This window comes from Streptomyces sp. NPDC012508, assembly GCF_042902595.1.
In the GTDB taxonomy this organism is placed as follows: domain Bacteria; phylum Actinomycetota; class Actinomycetes; order Streptomycetales; family Streptomycetaceae; genus Streptomyces.
In genome coordinates, this window is record NZ_JBIBEO010000003.1 from 205037 (window position 1) to 219311 (window position 14275).

Sequence of the window (14275 nt, forward strand, 5' to 3'; positions counted from 1 at the left end):
GAGCGGATCCGTCAGGAGCGGAAGGGGGCCTCGGTCACCACTCGGCGCTGCGCCAGCGGACCGTCATGAGTGCCTCCGGGGTTGCCTCGTCGGGCCGGAACGACAGCTCCGTACGGCCCGGTTCGAGCAGGAACAGCTCCTCCGGGCTGGAGTCCGCCATGGCGGTGTGGCGGCGGGAGGCGGAGTTGTTGAGCATGACCGTGCCGTTGGCGGTGTCGACGACCAGTTCGTCGCCGGAGGCCAGGTCGATCGCGTACCGCAGCCGGCGCTTGCTGACCCGCTCGGTGACGGTCGGCATGGAGCACGGGCCGCGGAAGGTGATCACCGGGTGGGTGGCGGCGGAGCCGGTGTTCTCGGCGATGGCGTCGCCGGTGCTCGTCGCCTGACCCCAGTCGAGCGGCCAGGTCAGCGGCCAGGTGAGGCCGGACTCGGGCTGCGGGGCCGTGGTGCCGGCGACCTGCTCGTTGACGACGTAGCGCCGCGGGTCGGCCGCCAGCCACTGGATGGACATCTTGGACGTGCCCTGGGTGGCGAAGCCCTGGTCGGCGGGGACCACGCGCTGGGCGATGCGGGCCCGCACGGCGAGCCGCTCTCCATGCAGCTGTACGGTCAGCCAGCGCTCCTCGTCGAGCAGGGCGAGTGCCTGGCGCAGGGCGCGAATGGCCTCGGGCGCCGCGCTGTACTCCGGCATCAGCACGATCGTGCCGCCGACCTTGCGCGGCTTGGCGTACCGGGAGCCCGGCCAGGCGCCGTGCGAGGTGGGGCGTTCGGCGTCGGAGGAGTCGTACTCGGGCAGGTCCTCCCAGCCGGTGAGCCCGGAGCGGTCGACGGCGAACGGGGTGCCGGGGCCGATGAGAAGCCCGGCCCACTGGATCTGCCCGTCCTGGGTGATCAGCGAGCCGGGCGCGACGTCGGCGGTGTAGCCGTTTCCGGTGGCGTATGCGGTTGTGGTCTCGGCCATGGGGGCCGTCACCTCACTTCTGAGAGGCTGTCAGATGGACGGTCGGCGCTGGGTGGTCAGCGGTGGGAGGCTGCGAGGAAGAGCAGGTCCTCGGCGGTCGACCGGGGCCCGGCGCCGGGCTGCTCGTAGAAGTCCCGTACGCGGTGCGGCGGTCGGGGCGGCTCGGTGATGGCCGGGACGCGGCGGTTCTCCAACTGGGAGAGCGAGTCGATGCGGTAGTCGTCCGCCGTGCCGGGCATGACGATGCCGCCCTCGGCGAGCATCGGGATCTTGTCGAGCTCGACGCCGAACTTCTTGTCGGTGAGAGGGATCTCGAAGCTGAGCTCGTTGAGCCCGTCGATGATCCAGTTGGCGAAGGCGATGAGTCCGTTGATCGGCCCCTTGACGACGCCGATGACGGCGCTCAGAGCCCCCTTGATGAGGTCGCCGATGCCGCGCAGAGCCTTGCTCACCGCGTCCTTGACGGTGCGGAAGAAGCCGGGGATCTTGTCGGTGATGAAGGACAGGACGGGCTTGACGGCGTCCTTGATCGCGCCCATGGTGCGGGAGGCGATCCCGCGCAGAGCGTTGGACGCCGAGGAGACGGCGGTCCGGACCTTGGTGATCCCGCTGATACCGGAACCGATGAGCTTCAGGGCGGTCTTGAACAGGGTCAGATACGCCTTGACGTAGGTCCCGACCGCCTGGCCGAGCACCTTCATGATCGGCTGGAGGAACTTCCAGACCGCCTGGAAGCCCTTGAGGGCCTGCTGGAAGACCTGCCTGATGATCTTCTGGCCGGTCTCGGAGTTCACCGCGAGCTCGATGAGGTACGCGGCGATGGGCACGATGATGCCGACGACGAAGCCGAGCGGGTTGGCCCTCATGGCGACGTTGATGCCGGTCATGGCGATCGAGGCGATCGTCATGACCGTGCCGTAGGTCTCCATCAGCTTGCCGATGACGTCGGTGATCGGGACCAGCGGCGCCAGGATGGCGAGGATGCCGCCGACGGCGGGACCGAGCCTGCCGGCGGCGGTCCTCGCCCTGGCGGCCGCGGCGCCGAACTTCTGGATGCCGGTGGCCGCCTTGGACCGCTGGATCCGGCCGACGGAGGTCGCGGCACCGGAGGCGCCGGTTCCGAGCGTACGGACGGAGGAGCCGGCGGTACGCGCCTCACCCGCGAACCTGGAGACGTTGCCGGCCGCCCGCTGGACGTCCTCCTTGAGCCGCTTGAGGGTGCCGCCGGCTCCCTCGGCACCCCGCCGCAGCGAGGTCATCACCGGAGTGACCGCCCCGAACCGCGGCATGGCGACGACCGCGGTACTCATCCGCGCGCCTTCGCCAGGTACATCAGCGCGTCCGCCGTCGACTGCGGGTCACTGCCACGGGCCGCGTGGTAGTGCTCGATGTGCAGCCCGGCACCCGCGCCGCCGGCGCCCTGGGGGTTCGCCGCCATGCGGGCGCGGCGGGCGGTGAGGGCGAGCAGTCGGTCCAGCTTGGAGAGCGGGAGGACGGCCTCGGCCTCGCCGGCCTCGGCGAGGATCGCCGGGACGCCGCCGGTGCGGGGCATGACGACACCGCCGGTGGCGAGCATGGGGATGGTCGGGATGTTGACGCCGAAGGTCTTGCCGCCGACGATCGGCACCCAGCCGGGGACGCTGACCTTGACCCCGTTGACGGCTCTGATCATGCTGTTGATCAGGCCGATGACCGCGTTGATCGGGCCCTTGACGCCGCTCTTGATGCCCTCGAACGCCCGGGACGCGATGTCCTTGAGGCCGTTCCAGATGGACGACATCTTGTCCTTGACGGCGCTGAAGGCCTTCGGGATCGCGGTCTTGATCCAGTTCACCACCGGGGTGATGACGGCCTTGATGCCGTTCCAGACGGTGCTGATGACCGTCTTGATCGCCTTCATGACCGTGGTGATGACCGTCTTCCAGATCTTCACGTAGGTCTTGATGACGGTCGCGACGGCCTTGACGACGGTGGAGATGGCCTTCTTGATGCCGTTCCACACCGTCTTGATCAGCTGACCGGCCGTCTTCATGATCGGGCCGATGGCCTTCATGACCGAGCTGATCACGGTCTTGATGGCACTGAAGGCCTTCTTCATGATCGTCTGCATGGTCTTCGAGCGCATCGCCATCTCGACGATCTTCTCGATAAGCGGCATGAACAGCTCGATCAGACGGGCGAGGATGTTGCCCTTCATGGACCGGTTGAGCTTGTCCTGGCCCTTGGCGGCCTTGCCGGCGCCGGACTCGTACTTGCCCAGCTTCTTGCCGGCGGTCTCGGCGGTCCGGCCGGCGTTCGCCATGGACTTCTCGGCCTGGTCCGAGGCCGTCTTGAGGTTCCTGAGCTGGGTGGTGGAGCCCTGGGCGTTGGTCTTGAGGGTCTTGAGCTGCCCGGAAGCCGACCTGCCGGCGTCACCGACCTTCTTGATCGAGCCGCCGGTACCGGATGCCTGGGTCTTGAGGCTACCGAGGGCGGTCGACGCGGTCTTCAGGGATCTGACGAGAGACATGGGTTACCTCCTTTCTTGGTGGGGTGGGGTCAGCCGGTCGCCGCGCCGATGACCTGGTCGAGGCTCTGGACCGTCCTCGCGAACTCCTGCATCTTCGTGCGCAGGGTGCCGGTCGCCTGGGCGAGGTCGCTCATCTTGGTGGCCGCGGCCCCCAGGTCGGTCGACTTGGGAAGCTTGGTCGCGTCGAAGCCGACCATGGCGGTCTTGAGCTTCTCGGTGGCCTTGGCGACCTTCGTGACCTTGCGGGGGTCGGCGTTCCGCATGGCGTTGTTGATCTTGTTCACGCCCTCGGCGACGGGCTGCATCCGCGAGTGGTCGACGCCCGTGACGGCTTCGGCGATCTTCTTGATCGCCTCCGCCGCCTTCTTTGCCTTGCTCTCGCTCGGCAGCTTGCGGAACTCCCTGATGAACGAGGGGGCGCGGTTGTTGAACTTGAGCAGTTCGGGGTTGATCTTTTCGAGCTGCTCACGGAGGGCGCGGATCGCGTCCGGGGGAATGTCGGCGATGGCGGTGGCGGTCGGGTTCGCGCGCTTCTGGACCTCGTCCTTGGGCTGGAACCCCCAGCCGTCACCGTTGGCGTTCTTGGCCCAGATGTGGTCCTGCTTGCCGGTCAGCCCCTTGAAGAGGTTGAAGAACCACGCCTGAAAGCCCTGCTGGATGGCGGTGAACCTGGTCAGCAGCACCAGGCCGATCCCAGCGAGGATCGCGGGGATGAGGAGGCTGGAGAGGGCCGCCACCCAGTACCTCCACGCATCCTTGTTGCCCTCGGCGACCTTCTCCACAGCGGCGCCGATCGTGTCGAAGCCGGCGGCCTCCCAGAGCTCGGTGGACAGCTCCTTCTTGAGCTCCTGGTGCATCTCGTTGAACCGGCCGACGAAGTCGAACGGCAGCATGGCGTCCGTGACGAGCTTCGGCTGCCCCTCGGTGAGAGCCTTCTTGAGCGCAGAGACCATGGAGTCCACCGGCTCCGGCTCCTGCTTCTTCTTGTCCTTCGACGCGTAATCGCCCTGATACTGCACCTTGACGGGCACGTTGGACTCGAGGAGTGCCTTCCTGAGGCCTTCGATGTCACTGGCGACATCGTCGATCGTTTTTCCCATCGGTTGCTCCGCTTCCGGCCGGTGACGGCCAATCGCCGAAAAGCCCCTGCCGCAAGGAACTTCGGCAGGGGCTCGTGCGTAGGTGGGGCAGCTGGCGGCTAGGCGTCTTCGTCCCGGCGGGAGCCGCGCCGCACCGTCGAGAGGGCGTCGTTCCAGCCCGCCGCGTAGGCGACGGCCTCGCGGCGGTTGACCTCGGCGTACAGCGTGCCGAGCAACGCTCTCTTGTCGAGGGCGGCGGGTCCGTCGAGGAGCTGGCGGAGGCGGTCCTGAAGCGGGATGTGCGGTCGCGATGCCTCGGCCTGCTCAGTCATGGACGCCTGCCTTCCGTTGCTTGCCCGTGCGTGCGTGGCGGCGCCGCGGAGTGAGGCGGGGGCACCACATGTTCGAACTACTGTGCGAACAGATTGTGGAACACTTGTTCGGTGTTTGTCGAGCGCGAAACGCCTGACGGTGTGTCTTCCTGCGGGCTCCTGGGGAGGGTTGGTCCCGGATCGGAGCGTCTGTTCGACCGGGGTACTCTGGATGGCGCGTTCCCTGGACCTGACACAGTCGGGGGGCGGGGGACGCGAGGGGCGCGTGGGGACCCCAGGGGGTTTGGAGTGCTGACGCATGGACACGGAGCCGGGTGCTGACCGGCGGGAGCGAGCCGTCGACTGGCTCGAATCCCACCCGGATCTGCCTCATCTCTTCGCACGGCTCTCCGAACTGGTCCACGTGTACGGATACGCGCCCGAGGACCTCCTCGTGATACCGCGTGCCGAGGTCGACCGGCGTGAAGCCTCAGCCTTCACCGCCGGCTGGGCCGAGGCGATGTCGGAGGAACTCCCGCGCATACGACGCGAGTACGAGAAGCGTGTGGCCGACGCCTACGCCCAGGGCCAGGGTGACGCGCGTGGAGTCCGCCGTCCCCAGCGGCGCGTGGACGCCGGCGAAGGCGACGGTGCCCGCGTCATTCCTCTGCCGTTCGCGCGGCTCCTCACGCCTCCCATCGCAGTCGTCCAGGCCGAGGATCGGATGCGCAAGGAGCGCGAACTCCTCGACCGAAGGCCGGAGCACGAGCTTCCGTCGGACGAGCCCCAGCACGCCACCGCGGCTTCCCCGCACCAGGACGAGGAGGTCTCTCGCCCCCGCGCCGAGGAACCCGTCACCGATCCCGACGTCCTGCTGACCGCGCAGGAGAGCCGCACCCGCAGGAACGCCCAGTCCGTACGGAAGGTCGTCCGCGGCAAGGGCGGTCGCCCGATCGTGCCGCCGCTCGCCGGTGTGCCTGGTCAGTCCGGATCGGGCACCGAGCGTCGCGGCCCCGAGGCCGGCGAACCGGACGCGGGCGCGCGCAAACAGCGTCGGCTGTCGGAGCGGGCCAGGGCCCTGGAGGAGGAACTGGTCGCCGAGCGAGCACAGGAAGCGCCCCCGGAGCCCGCTCCCTGACGGGAACGGGCTCCGGGGGCCGTGAGGATGTGGCTCAGCCGAAGAACCGGGCGAGGGCTCCGGGGGAGATCGCCTCAGCGCCCTCCTCCGTGGAGCCCTCCTCCGGATCCTCGCCGTCCTCGTCCTTGACGCCTGGACGCGGCACGGGCTTCGGCGGTTCGGGCGTGTCGTCGTCCTCGCTGGAGTTGACGGCCTGGAACATCCAGTTGGCGACGGCCAGATGGTCCACCGTCGCCGCGAGGAGATGGTCGGAGATCGACCACTCCGCCGCCTCGCCGTGGATCTCGCGCTGTATGGCGCTGTCCTGCGGCAGGTTCTTGATCAGGATCATCAGGCGCCGGCTGGAGAACTCCCCCCGGTGCCAGTCGAGGAGATCGGCACCGTAGTAGCGGAGGAGATCCGCCTCAAGGGCCTCGGCGTGTTCTTCGACGAACTCGACGAGGCTCAGTCTTCCCCCAGGCCGAGCCCGGTCTCCTTGCCGTAGGCCTCCAGGATGGCGGCGATGTCCTGCATGGTGATGTCGTGCTGCTCGAACTGAGCGAACTGCTTCTCACCCATCAGGAGCGCGAGCAGGCCGTCCACGTCGTTGTCGTCGAGCTTGCGCAGTCCCTTGGCGGTCGCGCGGGAGAGCTCGGTGGGCAGGGTGAAGGACTCGCCGTCCAGCTCGAAGGACCAGGTGCGGCCGTGGGCCTCCAGGCGCTGGGCGCGGGCGGCGTTGACGTCGAAACGGGCCATGGTGATGCGTACTCCTTGTTCGAGTGAGTGAAGAGGAGAGGGGTGGGGCGGGACGGCGGTCGGCCGTCCCGCCCCGGGTGGGGAAAGGATCAGACGGTCGCGGAGTACTGGCTGTCCTTCATGAGGAAGGTCGCCAGCGGCTTGCCGTCGCCCTTCGACATCGCCGAGAAGGTGATGCCGAGCTGGGCCGCGGCCTTGCGGGCCAGCTTGATGTCGTCGGTCGCGGTGACCTGGCCGCGCGGGATGATGAAGCGGTACCGAACCGCGGTCGTGCCGCCGGCCTTGACGTCGGTGAACTCCAGGCCGAGGGCGCGGACGTCGGCGAACGGACGCTCGGCGATCTCGTAGCGGTAGGTGTCGACCGCCGGGGTCGGCTCGGCCTTGACCGCGTCGCCGCCCATGAAGAACGGGAAGGTGTCCTCGTTGAACTGGAGCAGCGAGAACTTCAGCGAGAGGTCACGGGCCGAGTAGATGTAGTGGATCGGGGAGACCGACTGCCACGAGTCGATGGCCTCCAGCTTGTCCTTCTTCGAGAAGGTGACGCCGTCGCCGGACGTGAAGCCCAGGTCCTTCCAGCCCGCGCCGGACCAGTCGGCCGCGGAGTCGGTGCCGAAGGTGGCCGGGGCGGAGGTGCCGGCGTCGGCCACGTAGAGCTTGCCGGTGCCTGCGACGCGGATCTCGGCCGAGTTGTTTCCTGCCATGGTGGGGTTTCTCCTTGGGTTGAGGGAGCGCACCGTTCCCGGGCATCGGGCCCGGGTACGGCAAAGGCCCCGCCGGATGGCGAGGCCTGGTCTGTGGGGTGAGCGTCCGTCAGGGAGCCGGGAGGGCTCAGAAGACGCTCAGGGAGAGCTGGATCACGCAGAGGTAGCGGTTGGCGCCCCGGTAGAGGTAGTCGGGCAGCCAGCGCGGCCCGTCCATCTCCTCCACGTCGTGGACGAGGTTGACGCCGATCTGCTTGCCCATCGTGGCGAGCAGCGCGCGCCGGGCCGCGTTGGCGAGGATGTGGGCCGCGTTCTTGGTCGGCCCGTACACCTCGAACTCGATCAGCGGCTTGTCGACGTGCAGGTCGCCGATCCAGGCGCCGCCGCGGCGGTTCACCAGGACGGCGCTCTGCGTGCCGTCGAAGCCGGCCGGCGCCTGAACGGCGACCGTGACGCCGGCCAGGGCCGGGTCGGCCTTGAGGACGTCGACGACCAGCTTCTCGACGTCCGGGAACGCACTCGGGGGAGTGGTCATGACGGTTCTCCTCGGTGGAAGGGGAGGCGGGACGGGGGCGGTGCGTGGGCGGTGCGGGGGCCGTCCGGGGCCGTCCGGGGCGCTCGACGCGGGGAAGGGGGCGGGGGCGCGGAGCGCTCCCGGACGGCGAACGGCGGAGCTGCGGCCCGTCTCGCGGGCACAGCTCCGCCGCTGCACCAACTGTGACAGAGAGCGTGCGCGCACGCAACTAGTTCGTCGATCTGCTGGGCTTTCCCGGCCGGGAGAGCCGGTGACGGCTGCCGAGGCCCCTCACCGGCTCGATCGGGCCACAGACGGCGGCTACCTCCGCAGCCGGCCCTTCCTGGGGGGATCGAGGGGGGCCGGCTCCTTCGCCATCACGAGCTCGGCGACGCAGACGCGCATGTGCTCGGTGATCGTCTCCGGGGCGCCGGAGCGCTCGAGCTGCATCAAGCGGGACTGCTCCACGAGCCAGCTCGTCGGGGATGTACGGAACACGAGGCGGCCCTGCTGATCAGGGAAGGCGCCGCGCGTATCGGTCCGGCTCATCTCCTCGGCCCGGGCGACGGCCGCTTCCCTGTCGCCTTCGACGGGGATCTTCGCCACCAGTTCCCATCTGCTGTCGCTGTACGAATCGTTGGCCTCCACCAGCACGTACCAGCTCATGACCCCGTACCCCCTGGGTTCCGTGTGCGCGTATCCGGCTGTCCGACGCTGCACCGGACTGTAGGGGTCAACCCCGGCGCATGACGAAGCGCCCCGTGTCTCTCCATGAGACACGGGGCGCTTCGTCATGCGGTGCTTACGGGCTACGGGCTACGGGCTATGCGGTACGAGGACGGCGGCGGGCGATCCGTTCCGCGGCGAAGACGTCCTCAAGGCGGAACAGCTGGGCCCTGCCCGCCTTGCCGGCCGCCCGCAGGTGGCCCAGCTGGACCCACTTACGGATCGTCGCCGGGGCGACCCCGGCCTCCTCGGCGGCCAGCGGGCCGGGGATCAGGGCCGGCAGGGGCAGGGACTTCAGCACGGGCTCTCCTCGGTTTCCTCGGAATCGGGTGTGCTGGCCGCGGTGGCTGCGGTGCTCGCGGTGCTCGCGGCGGTGTCCATCGCCGCTTCGATCTCCTGCATACGGGCGCCCGACGCGTCGGCGAGCTCGCCCCACCGCTCCTCCGGCCAGAGGTGCCGGTACGCCGGATCGTCCTGGCACCCGCACACCTCGTCCGTGCAGACGCACGCGGGGTTCACGCAGAGCACCGCCCGCCGGTCCGGGAACACCCGCAGCGACACCGAGTCGCACCACGGGCAGCGGCCGGAGACCCGGACGACCGTCTCCGTGTCCCCGAGCGTGCGCGCACAGCGCCGTGCCATCCGGCGCAGCTCGTCGCGCACGTGCCGGGCCAGGTCGGGGTGGCCCGCGATCTCGTCGAGCAGTGCGGTGGTCCGCCGCAGCCGCTCCACGACCGTGGCGCGGCCGGGACGGGAGAGGCCGAGCCGGGTGCGTACGGCCTCCTCCAGCTCCACCACGCCGTCCGTGATGTCGCGGATCGCGTCGGACACGTGCAGCCGGATCGGCGCGGCGCCGTGGCCCGGGACCACCAGTCCGTGCCGCTGCCGGAGCAGCAGCGCCTCGCGGCGCTCCTCGCGGATGAGCTCGTCACGGCCGGGGTGCGGGGCGGTGGGCGCGGCGCCGGTGGGGGAGCGGCGTCCGGGCGCGAGCTCCTCGGCGAGCTCGGGGAACTGCCGGGCGAGGGAGGCGGTCCACAGGGTGATGTCGGTGAGGATCCGTTCGACGGCGGGCTCAGCCACGGACGCCTCCGGCGGTGATCGGTCCCATGACCTTGGCCGTACGCGACTCGGGTACGGGGCGGCCGTTGCGCCAGAGACGGCCCGCGCAGACGCCGTCGAAGAAGCTCTCCGCCGGGGCCACCGCCGCCTCGCACTCGCGGCGGACGAGACAGGCGGCGCAGGCGCGCAGCGCCGGAGCCGCCTGCTGGGCGCGGCGGGCGAAGACGACGGACGGGGAGAGGCCGACGCACGCGGCGGCGGCCTGCCATGAGGACGAGTCGGGCAGGAGCAAGGTTCTTCTCCACGGTCCGGGCCACCGAACCCCTGGGGCCGGTGCGACTCCTGGGACTCATGAGGCCGACGAGTGCGACGGCGAGTGAGAGAGTGACATGTTGCGTGCGGGCGCGCAACAAGTTTGTGGAGCCCCCTTCACCGATTCGACACGATTGCGCGCTCAAAAGCACGTAATTCTTTGCGCGCAAGCACGCTAGAGTGTGGTCCCCGGAGGGTGGGGAGTTAGGGAGCGGTACATGAGCACTCAAGGGCTCGACGAGTTCGCAGGCTGGGTGGAAGGTCTGATGAGAGCGCGCGGCTACGACATCGACAGTCCGCGCGGTGGAGGAAAGTCCCGGATCGCGGACGAGGCCGGCGTGCACCGGGCTGCCGTGACCCGGCTGCTGCAGCGGCAGAGCATGCCCGACCTGGAGACCATGCGCAGGATCGCCCCCCTGCTCGGGGTCTCCGTCCGCGACATGCTGATCAGGTCGGGTCGGGTCACGCCCGACGAGCTGCCCCTGGCGGCGGACCTGCTGCCGCCCGGCGACTGGCAGCCCACCATGGAGGACTTCGCCCGCTGGCTCGGCGTACCCGACGAGCGGATGGGCGTGTTCGTCAAGGTCGTCAACCAGTTCCTGGAGCCCGGCGAGGAGGAGGTCGAGCCGCGAACCCCCGGCGAGCCGCGCCGCGCCAGCCGGGAGTGAGCCCCGCGCGACCGGAGCTCACGCCCGCGCCGCAGCCCCGCCGGAAGGGGGAGTCCGCCGGGGCGGCAGACTCCCCGTGGCGTCCGTCGGGGGGAAGATCCCGCCGGGTCCACAGGCTCTTCGTGACGCCCGTCGGGGGGAAGATCCCGCCGGGTCCACAGGCTCTTCGTGACGGCCGGCGCACCGACGGTTCCGGGATTCGTTCTCCCATGTCCGCCGGACCCTCGTACGCGTGGGCATTTGTTTTGACCGGAGTCCATGCGATAGGTACGCTCAGACCTTGTGCCTGGGGTGTGCCTGGGCTCGTGTGCGTGTCCTCAACCGCATGGCGAGTTCGTCAACGGCCACCGCAATCTGCGCTTTTTCCGCCCTCGGCGGAGGTCCGCAGTATTCGACACACCCGACCGCGTGGGTCGGACAGTGTTCCAGGTTAGTTTTACGACGGCACACAGAAACCGGAGAAGTAGTGCCTACGATCCAGCAGCTGGTCCGGAAGGGCCGGCAGGACAAGGTCGAGAAGAACAAGACGCCCGCACTCGAGGGTTCCCCTCAGCGTCGCGGCGTCTGCACGCGTGTGTTCACGACCACCCCGAAGAAGCCGAACTCGGCCCTCCGTAAGGTCGCGCGTGTGCGTCTGACCTCGGGCATCGAGGTCACGGCCTACATCCCGGGTGAGGGTCACAACCTGCAGGAGCACTCCATCGTGCTCGTGCGTGGTGGCCGTGTGAAGGACCTGCCGGGTGTTCGTTACAAGATCATCCGCGGTTCCCTCGACACGCAGGGCGTCAAGAACCGTAAGCAGGCTCGCAGCCGCTACGGCGCCAAGAAGGAGAAGTAAGAATGCCTCGTAAGGGCCCCGCCCCGAAGCGCCCGGTCATCATCGACCCGGTCTACAGCTCTCCTCTTGTCACCTCGCTGATCAACAAGATCCTGCTGGACGGCAAGCGCTCCACCGCCGAGCGCATCGTCTACGGCGCCATGGAAGGCCTCCGCGAGAAGACCGGCAACGACCCGGTCATCACGCTGAAGCGCGCCCTCGAGAACGTGAAGCCGTCCCTCGAGGTCAAGTCCCGCCGTGTCGGTGGCGCCACCTACCAGGTGCCGATCGAGGTCAAGCCCGGTCGCGCCTCCACCCTGGCTCTGCGCTGGCTCGTGGGTTACTCCCGCGCCCGTCGCGAGAAGACCATGACCGAGCGCCTCATGAACGAGCTCCTCGACGCCTCCAACGGCCTCGGTGCTTCGGTCAAGAAGCGCGAGGACACGCACAAGATGGCCGAGTCCAACAAGGCCTTCGCGCACTACCGCTGGTAGTCGCACCCCACATCGAGACCGAGAGAAGACTGAGCCGATATGGCTACCACTTCGCTTGACCTGGCCAAGGTGCGCAACATCGGCATCATGGCCCACATCGACGCGGGCAAGACGACCACCACCGAGCGAATCCTGTTCTACACCGGTGTTTCGTACAAGATCGGTGAAGTCCACGACGGCGCTGCCACGATGGACTGGATGGAGCAGGAGCAGGAGCGCGGCATCACGATCACGTCCGCCGCGACGACCTGCCACTGGCCGCTCGAGGACGTCGACCACACCATCAACATCATCGACACCCCGGGTCACGTCGACTTCACCGTCGAGGTGGAGCGTTCGCTCCGCGTCCTCGACGGCGCCGTGACGGTGTTCGACGGCGTTGCCGGTGTGGAGCCGCAGTCGGAGACGGTGTGGCGTCAGGCCGACCGTTACGGCGTGCCCCGCATCTGCTTCGTGAACAAGCTCGACCGCACCGGTGCCGAGTTCCACCGCTGTGTCGACATGATCGTGGACCGCCTCGGCGCCGTCCCGATCGTCATGCAGCTCCCCATCGGTTCCGAGATGGACTTCCAGGGTGTTGTGGACCTCGTCCGCATGAAGGCCCTGGTCTGGTCCGCGGAAGCGACCAAGGGCGAGATGTACGACGTCGTCGACATCCCGGCCACGCACACCGAGGCCGCTGAAGAGTGGCGCGGCAAGCTGGTCGAGACCGTCGCCGAGAACGACGAAGAGATCATGGAGCTCTTCCTCGAGGGCCAGGAGCCCACCGAGGAGCAGCTGTACGCCGCGATCCGTCGTATCACCATTGCCTCCGGCAAGGGTGGCGGCGAGAAGACGATCACCCCCGTCTTCTGTGGCACCGCGTTCAAGAACAAGGGTGTTCAGCCCCTGCTCGACGCGGTCGTCCGCTACCTCCCCTCCCCCCTGGACGTCGAGGCCATCGAGGGCCACGACGTCAAGGACGCCGAGGTCGTCGTGAAGCGCAAGCCTTCCGAGGACGAGCCGCTCTCCGCGCTCGCCTTCAAGATCGCGAGCGACCCGCACCTCGGTAAGCTCACCTTCGTCCGGATCTACTCCGGTCGCCTGGAGGCCGGCACCTCGGTGCTGAACTCCGTCAAGGGCAAGAAGGAGCGCATCGGCAAGATCTACCGCATGCACGCGAACAAGCGTGAGGAGATCGACTCGGTGGGCGCCGGCGACATCGTCGCCGTCATGGGCCTGAAGCAGACCACCACCGGTGAGACGCTGTGCGACGAGAAGAACCCGGTCATCCTGGAGTCCATGGACTTCCCGGCGCCGGTCATTCAGGTCGCGATCGAGCCCAAGTCCAAGGGTGACCAGGAGAAGCTGGGTGTCGCCATCCAGCGTCTCGCGGAGGAGGACCCCTCCTTCCAGGTCCACTCGGACGAGGAGACCGGCCAGACCATCATCGGTGGTATGGGCGAGCTTCACCTCGACATCCTCGTCGACCGTATGCGTCGCGAGTTCAAGGTCGAGGCGAACGTCGGCAAGCCGCAGGTCGCGTACCGCGAGACGATCCGCAAGGCCGTCGAGCGCGTGGACTTCACCCACAAGAAGCAGACCGGTGGTACCGGTCAGTTCGCCAAGGTGCAGATCGCGATCGAGCCCATCGAGGGCGGCGACGCCTCGTACGAGTTCGTGAACAAGGTCACCGGTGGCCGCATCCCGAAGGAGTACATCCCTTCGGTCGACGCCGGTGCGCAGGAGGCCATGCAGTTCGGCATCCTGGCCGGCTACGAGATGACTGGCGTCCGCGTCATCCTTCTCGACGGTGCCTACCACGAGGTCGACTCCTCCGAGCTCGCCTTCAAGATCGCCGGTTCGCAGGCCTTCAAGGAGGCCGCGCGCAAGGCTTCCCCCGTCATCCTTGAGCCGATGATGGCCGTTGAGGTCGTCACGCCCGAGGACTACATGGGTGAGGTCATCGGCGACATCAACTCCCGCCGTGGTCAGATCCAGGCCATGGAGGAGCGCAGCGGCGCTCGCGTCGTGAAGGGCCTCGTGCCCCTCTCGGAGATGTTCGGCTACGTCGGAGACCTCCGCAGCAAGACCTCGGGTCGCGCAAGCTACTCGATGCAGTTCGACTCCTACGCCGAGGTTCCCCGGAACGTCGCCGAGGAGATCATCGCGAAGGCCAAGGGCGAGTAACTCTCCCAAGTTCACGCTTTAGGCTTGACACCAGTCGCCGGGGCTCAGCCCCCGAAACCCGAGGATCGGGTCCCGGCGCCTG

The 14275-nt window shown here is 68.5% G+C and carries 18 protein-coding genes; 5 read left to right on the top strand and 13 right to left on the bottom strand.

Annotated elements, in window-relative coordinates; genetic code table 11:
- Positions 1–34: 34 nt before the first annotated feature.
- The 5 genes from ACFY8U_RS11305 to ACFY8U_RS11325 all read right to left on the bottom strand — a co-directional run bounded on the left by ACFY8U_RS11305 (position 35) and on the right by ACFY8U_RS11325 (position 4881).
- On the bottom strand, positions 35–961 hold the full coding sequence (locus ACFY8U_RS11305) for a phage distal tail protein (protein WP_361667524.1): 927 nt from the start codon (positions 959–961) through the stop codon (positions 35–37).
- A 56-nt stretch (positions 962–1017) separates the two neighbouring features.
- Positions 1018–2271 carry a tape-measure protein gene (locus tag ACFY8U_RS11310; protein ID WP_389568681.1) on the bottom strand — a complete coding sequence of 418 codons (1254 nt, stop codon included), beginning with the start codon at positions 2269–2271 and terminating at the stop codon, positions 1018–1020.
- Complete coding sequence (locus ACFY8U_RS11315) at positions 2268–3470, bottom strand: phage tail protein (protein ID WP_389568684.1); 1203 nt, start codon at positions 3468–3470, stop codon at positions 2268–2270. Before ACFY8U_RS11315 ends, ACFY8U_RS11310 begins: the two co-directional genes overlap by 4 nt.
- Positions 3471–3499: 29 nt before the next feature.
- Entirely contained in the window at positions 3500–4570 is a 1071-nt protein-coding gene (locus ACFY8U_RS11320; RefSeq protein WP_389568687.1) for a hypothetical protein, read from the bottom strand.
- A 98-nt stretch (positions 4571–4668) separates the two neighbouring features.
- Positions 4669–4881 (bottom strand): hypothetical protein, encoded by a 213-nt coding sequence (locus ACFY8U_RS11325; protein ID WP_361667532.1) that lies wholly within the window; start codon positions 4879–4881, stop codon positions 4669–4671.
- 298 nt (positions 4882–5179) lie between these two features.
- On the opposite strand from ACFY8U_RS11325, the gene ACFY8U_RS11330 reads away from it, so the two are divergent.
- Complete coding sequence (locus ACFY8U_RS11330) at positions 5180–5998, top strand: hypothetical protein (protein WP_389568692.1); 819 nt, start codon at positions 5180–5182, stop codon at positions 5996–5998.
- 34 nt (positions 5999–6032) lie between these two features.
- Here ACFY8U_RS11330 and ACFY8U_RS11335 read toward each other — a convergent pair whose 3' ends face one another.
- The 8 genes from ACFY8U_RS11335 to ACFY8U_RS11370 all read right to left on the bottom strand — a co-directional run bounded on the left by ACFY8U_RS11335 (position 6033) and on the right by ACFY8U_RS11370 (position 10025).
- On the bottom strand, positions 6033–6329 hold the full coding sequence (locus ACFY8U_RS11335; protein WP_389568695.1) for a hypothetical protein: 297 nt from the start codon (positions 6327–6329) through the stop codon (positions 6033–6035).
- A 113-nt stretch (positions 6330–6442) separates the two neighbouring features.
- A complete protein-coding gene (locus ACFY8U_RS11340; RefSeq protein ID WP_361667539.1) occupies positions 6443–6733 on the bottom strand; it encodes a hypothetical protein in 291 nt (96 codons plus the stop codon).
- Between the two features lie 89 nt (positions 6734–6822).
- Complete coding sequence (locus ACFY8U_RS11345) at positions 6823–7434, bottom strand: phage tail protein (protein ID WP_361667542.1); 612 nt, start codon at positions 7432–7434, stop codon at positions 6823–6825.
- Positions 7435–7561: 127 nt separating this feature from the next.
- Positions 7562–7969, bottom strand: coding sequence for a hypothetical protein (locus tag ACFY8U_RS11350; protein WP_389568698.1), 408 nt, complete (start codon positions 7967–7969; stop codon positions 7562–7564).
- Positions 7970–8269: 300 nt separating this feature from the next.
- On the bottom strand, positions 8270–8614 hold the full coding sequence (locus tag ACFY8U_RS11355) for a hypothetical protein (protein WP_389568701.1): 345 nt from the start codon (positions 8612–8614) through the stop codon (positions 8270–8272).
- A gap of 157 nt (positions 8615–8771) precedes the next feature.
- The gene (locus ACFY8U_RS11360; protein WP_361667550.1) at positions 8772–8975 is read right to left on the bottom strand and encodes a hypothetical protein; all 204 of its coding nucleotides are present in this window, start codon (positions 8973–8975) and stop codon (positions 8772–8774) included.
- Entirely contained in the window at positions 8969–9754 is a 786-nt protein-coding gene (locus ACFY8U_RS11365; RefSeq protein ID WP_389568704.1) for a hypothetical protein, read from the bottom strand. The genes ACFY8U_RS11360 and ACFY8U_RS11365 overlap by 7 nt, the downstream gene beginning before the upstream one ends.
- Entirely contained in the window at positions 9747–10025 is a 279-nt protein-coding gene (locus ACFY8U_RS11370) for a WhiB family transcriptional regulator (protein WP_389568707.1), read from the bottom strand. The genes ACFY8U_RS11365 and ACFY8U_RS11370 overlap by 8 nt, the downstream gene beginning before the upstream one ends.
- A gap of 238 nt (positions 10026–10263) precedes the next feature.
- On the opposite strand from ACFY8U_RS11370, the gene ACFY8U_RS11375 reads away from it, so the two are divergent.
- From ACFY8U_RS11375 to fusA, 4 genes are all read left to right on the top strand, one after another.
- Entirely contained in the window at positions 10264–10713 is a 450-nt protein-coding gene (locus ACFY8U_RS11375; RefSeq protein WP_361667559.1) for a helix-turn-helix transcriptional regulator, read from the top strand.
- 466 nt (positions 10714–11179) lie between these two features.
- A complete protein-coding gene (gene rpsL, locus ACFY8U_RS11380) occupies positions 11180–11551 on the top strand; it encodes a 30S ribosomal protein S12 (protein WP_003948652.1) in 372 nt (123 codons plus the stop codon).
- Positions 11552–11553: 2 nt separating this feature from the next.
- Positions 11554–12024 (top strand): 30S ribosomal protein S7, encoded by a 471-nt coding sequence (gene rpsG, locus ACFY8U_RS11385; protein ID WP_003966970.1) that lies wholly within the window; start codon positions 11554–11556, stop codon positions 12022–12024.
- 39 nt (positions 12025–12063) lie between these two features.
- Complete coding sequence (fusA, locus tag ACFY8U_RS11390; protein WP_355105089.1) at positions 12064–14193, top strand: elongation factor G; 2130 nt, start codon at positions 12064–12066, stop codon at positions 14191–14193.
- Positions 14194–14275: the final 82 nt, after the last annotated feature.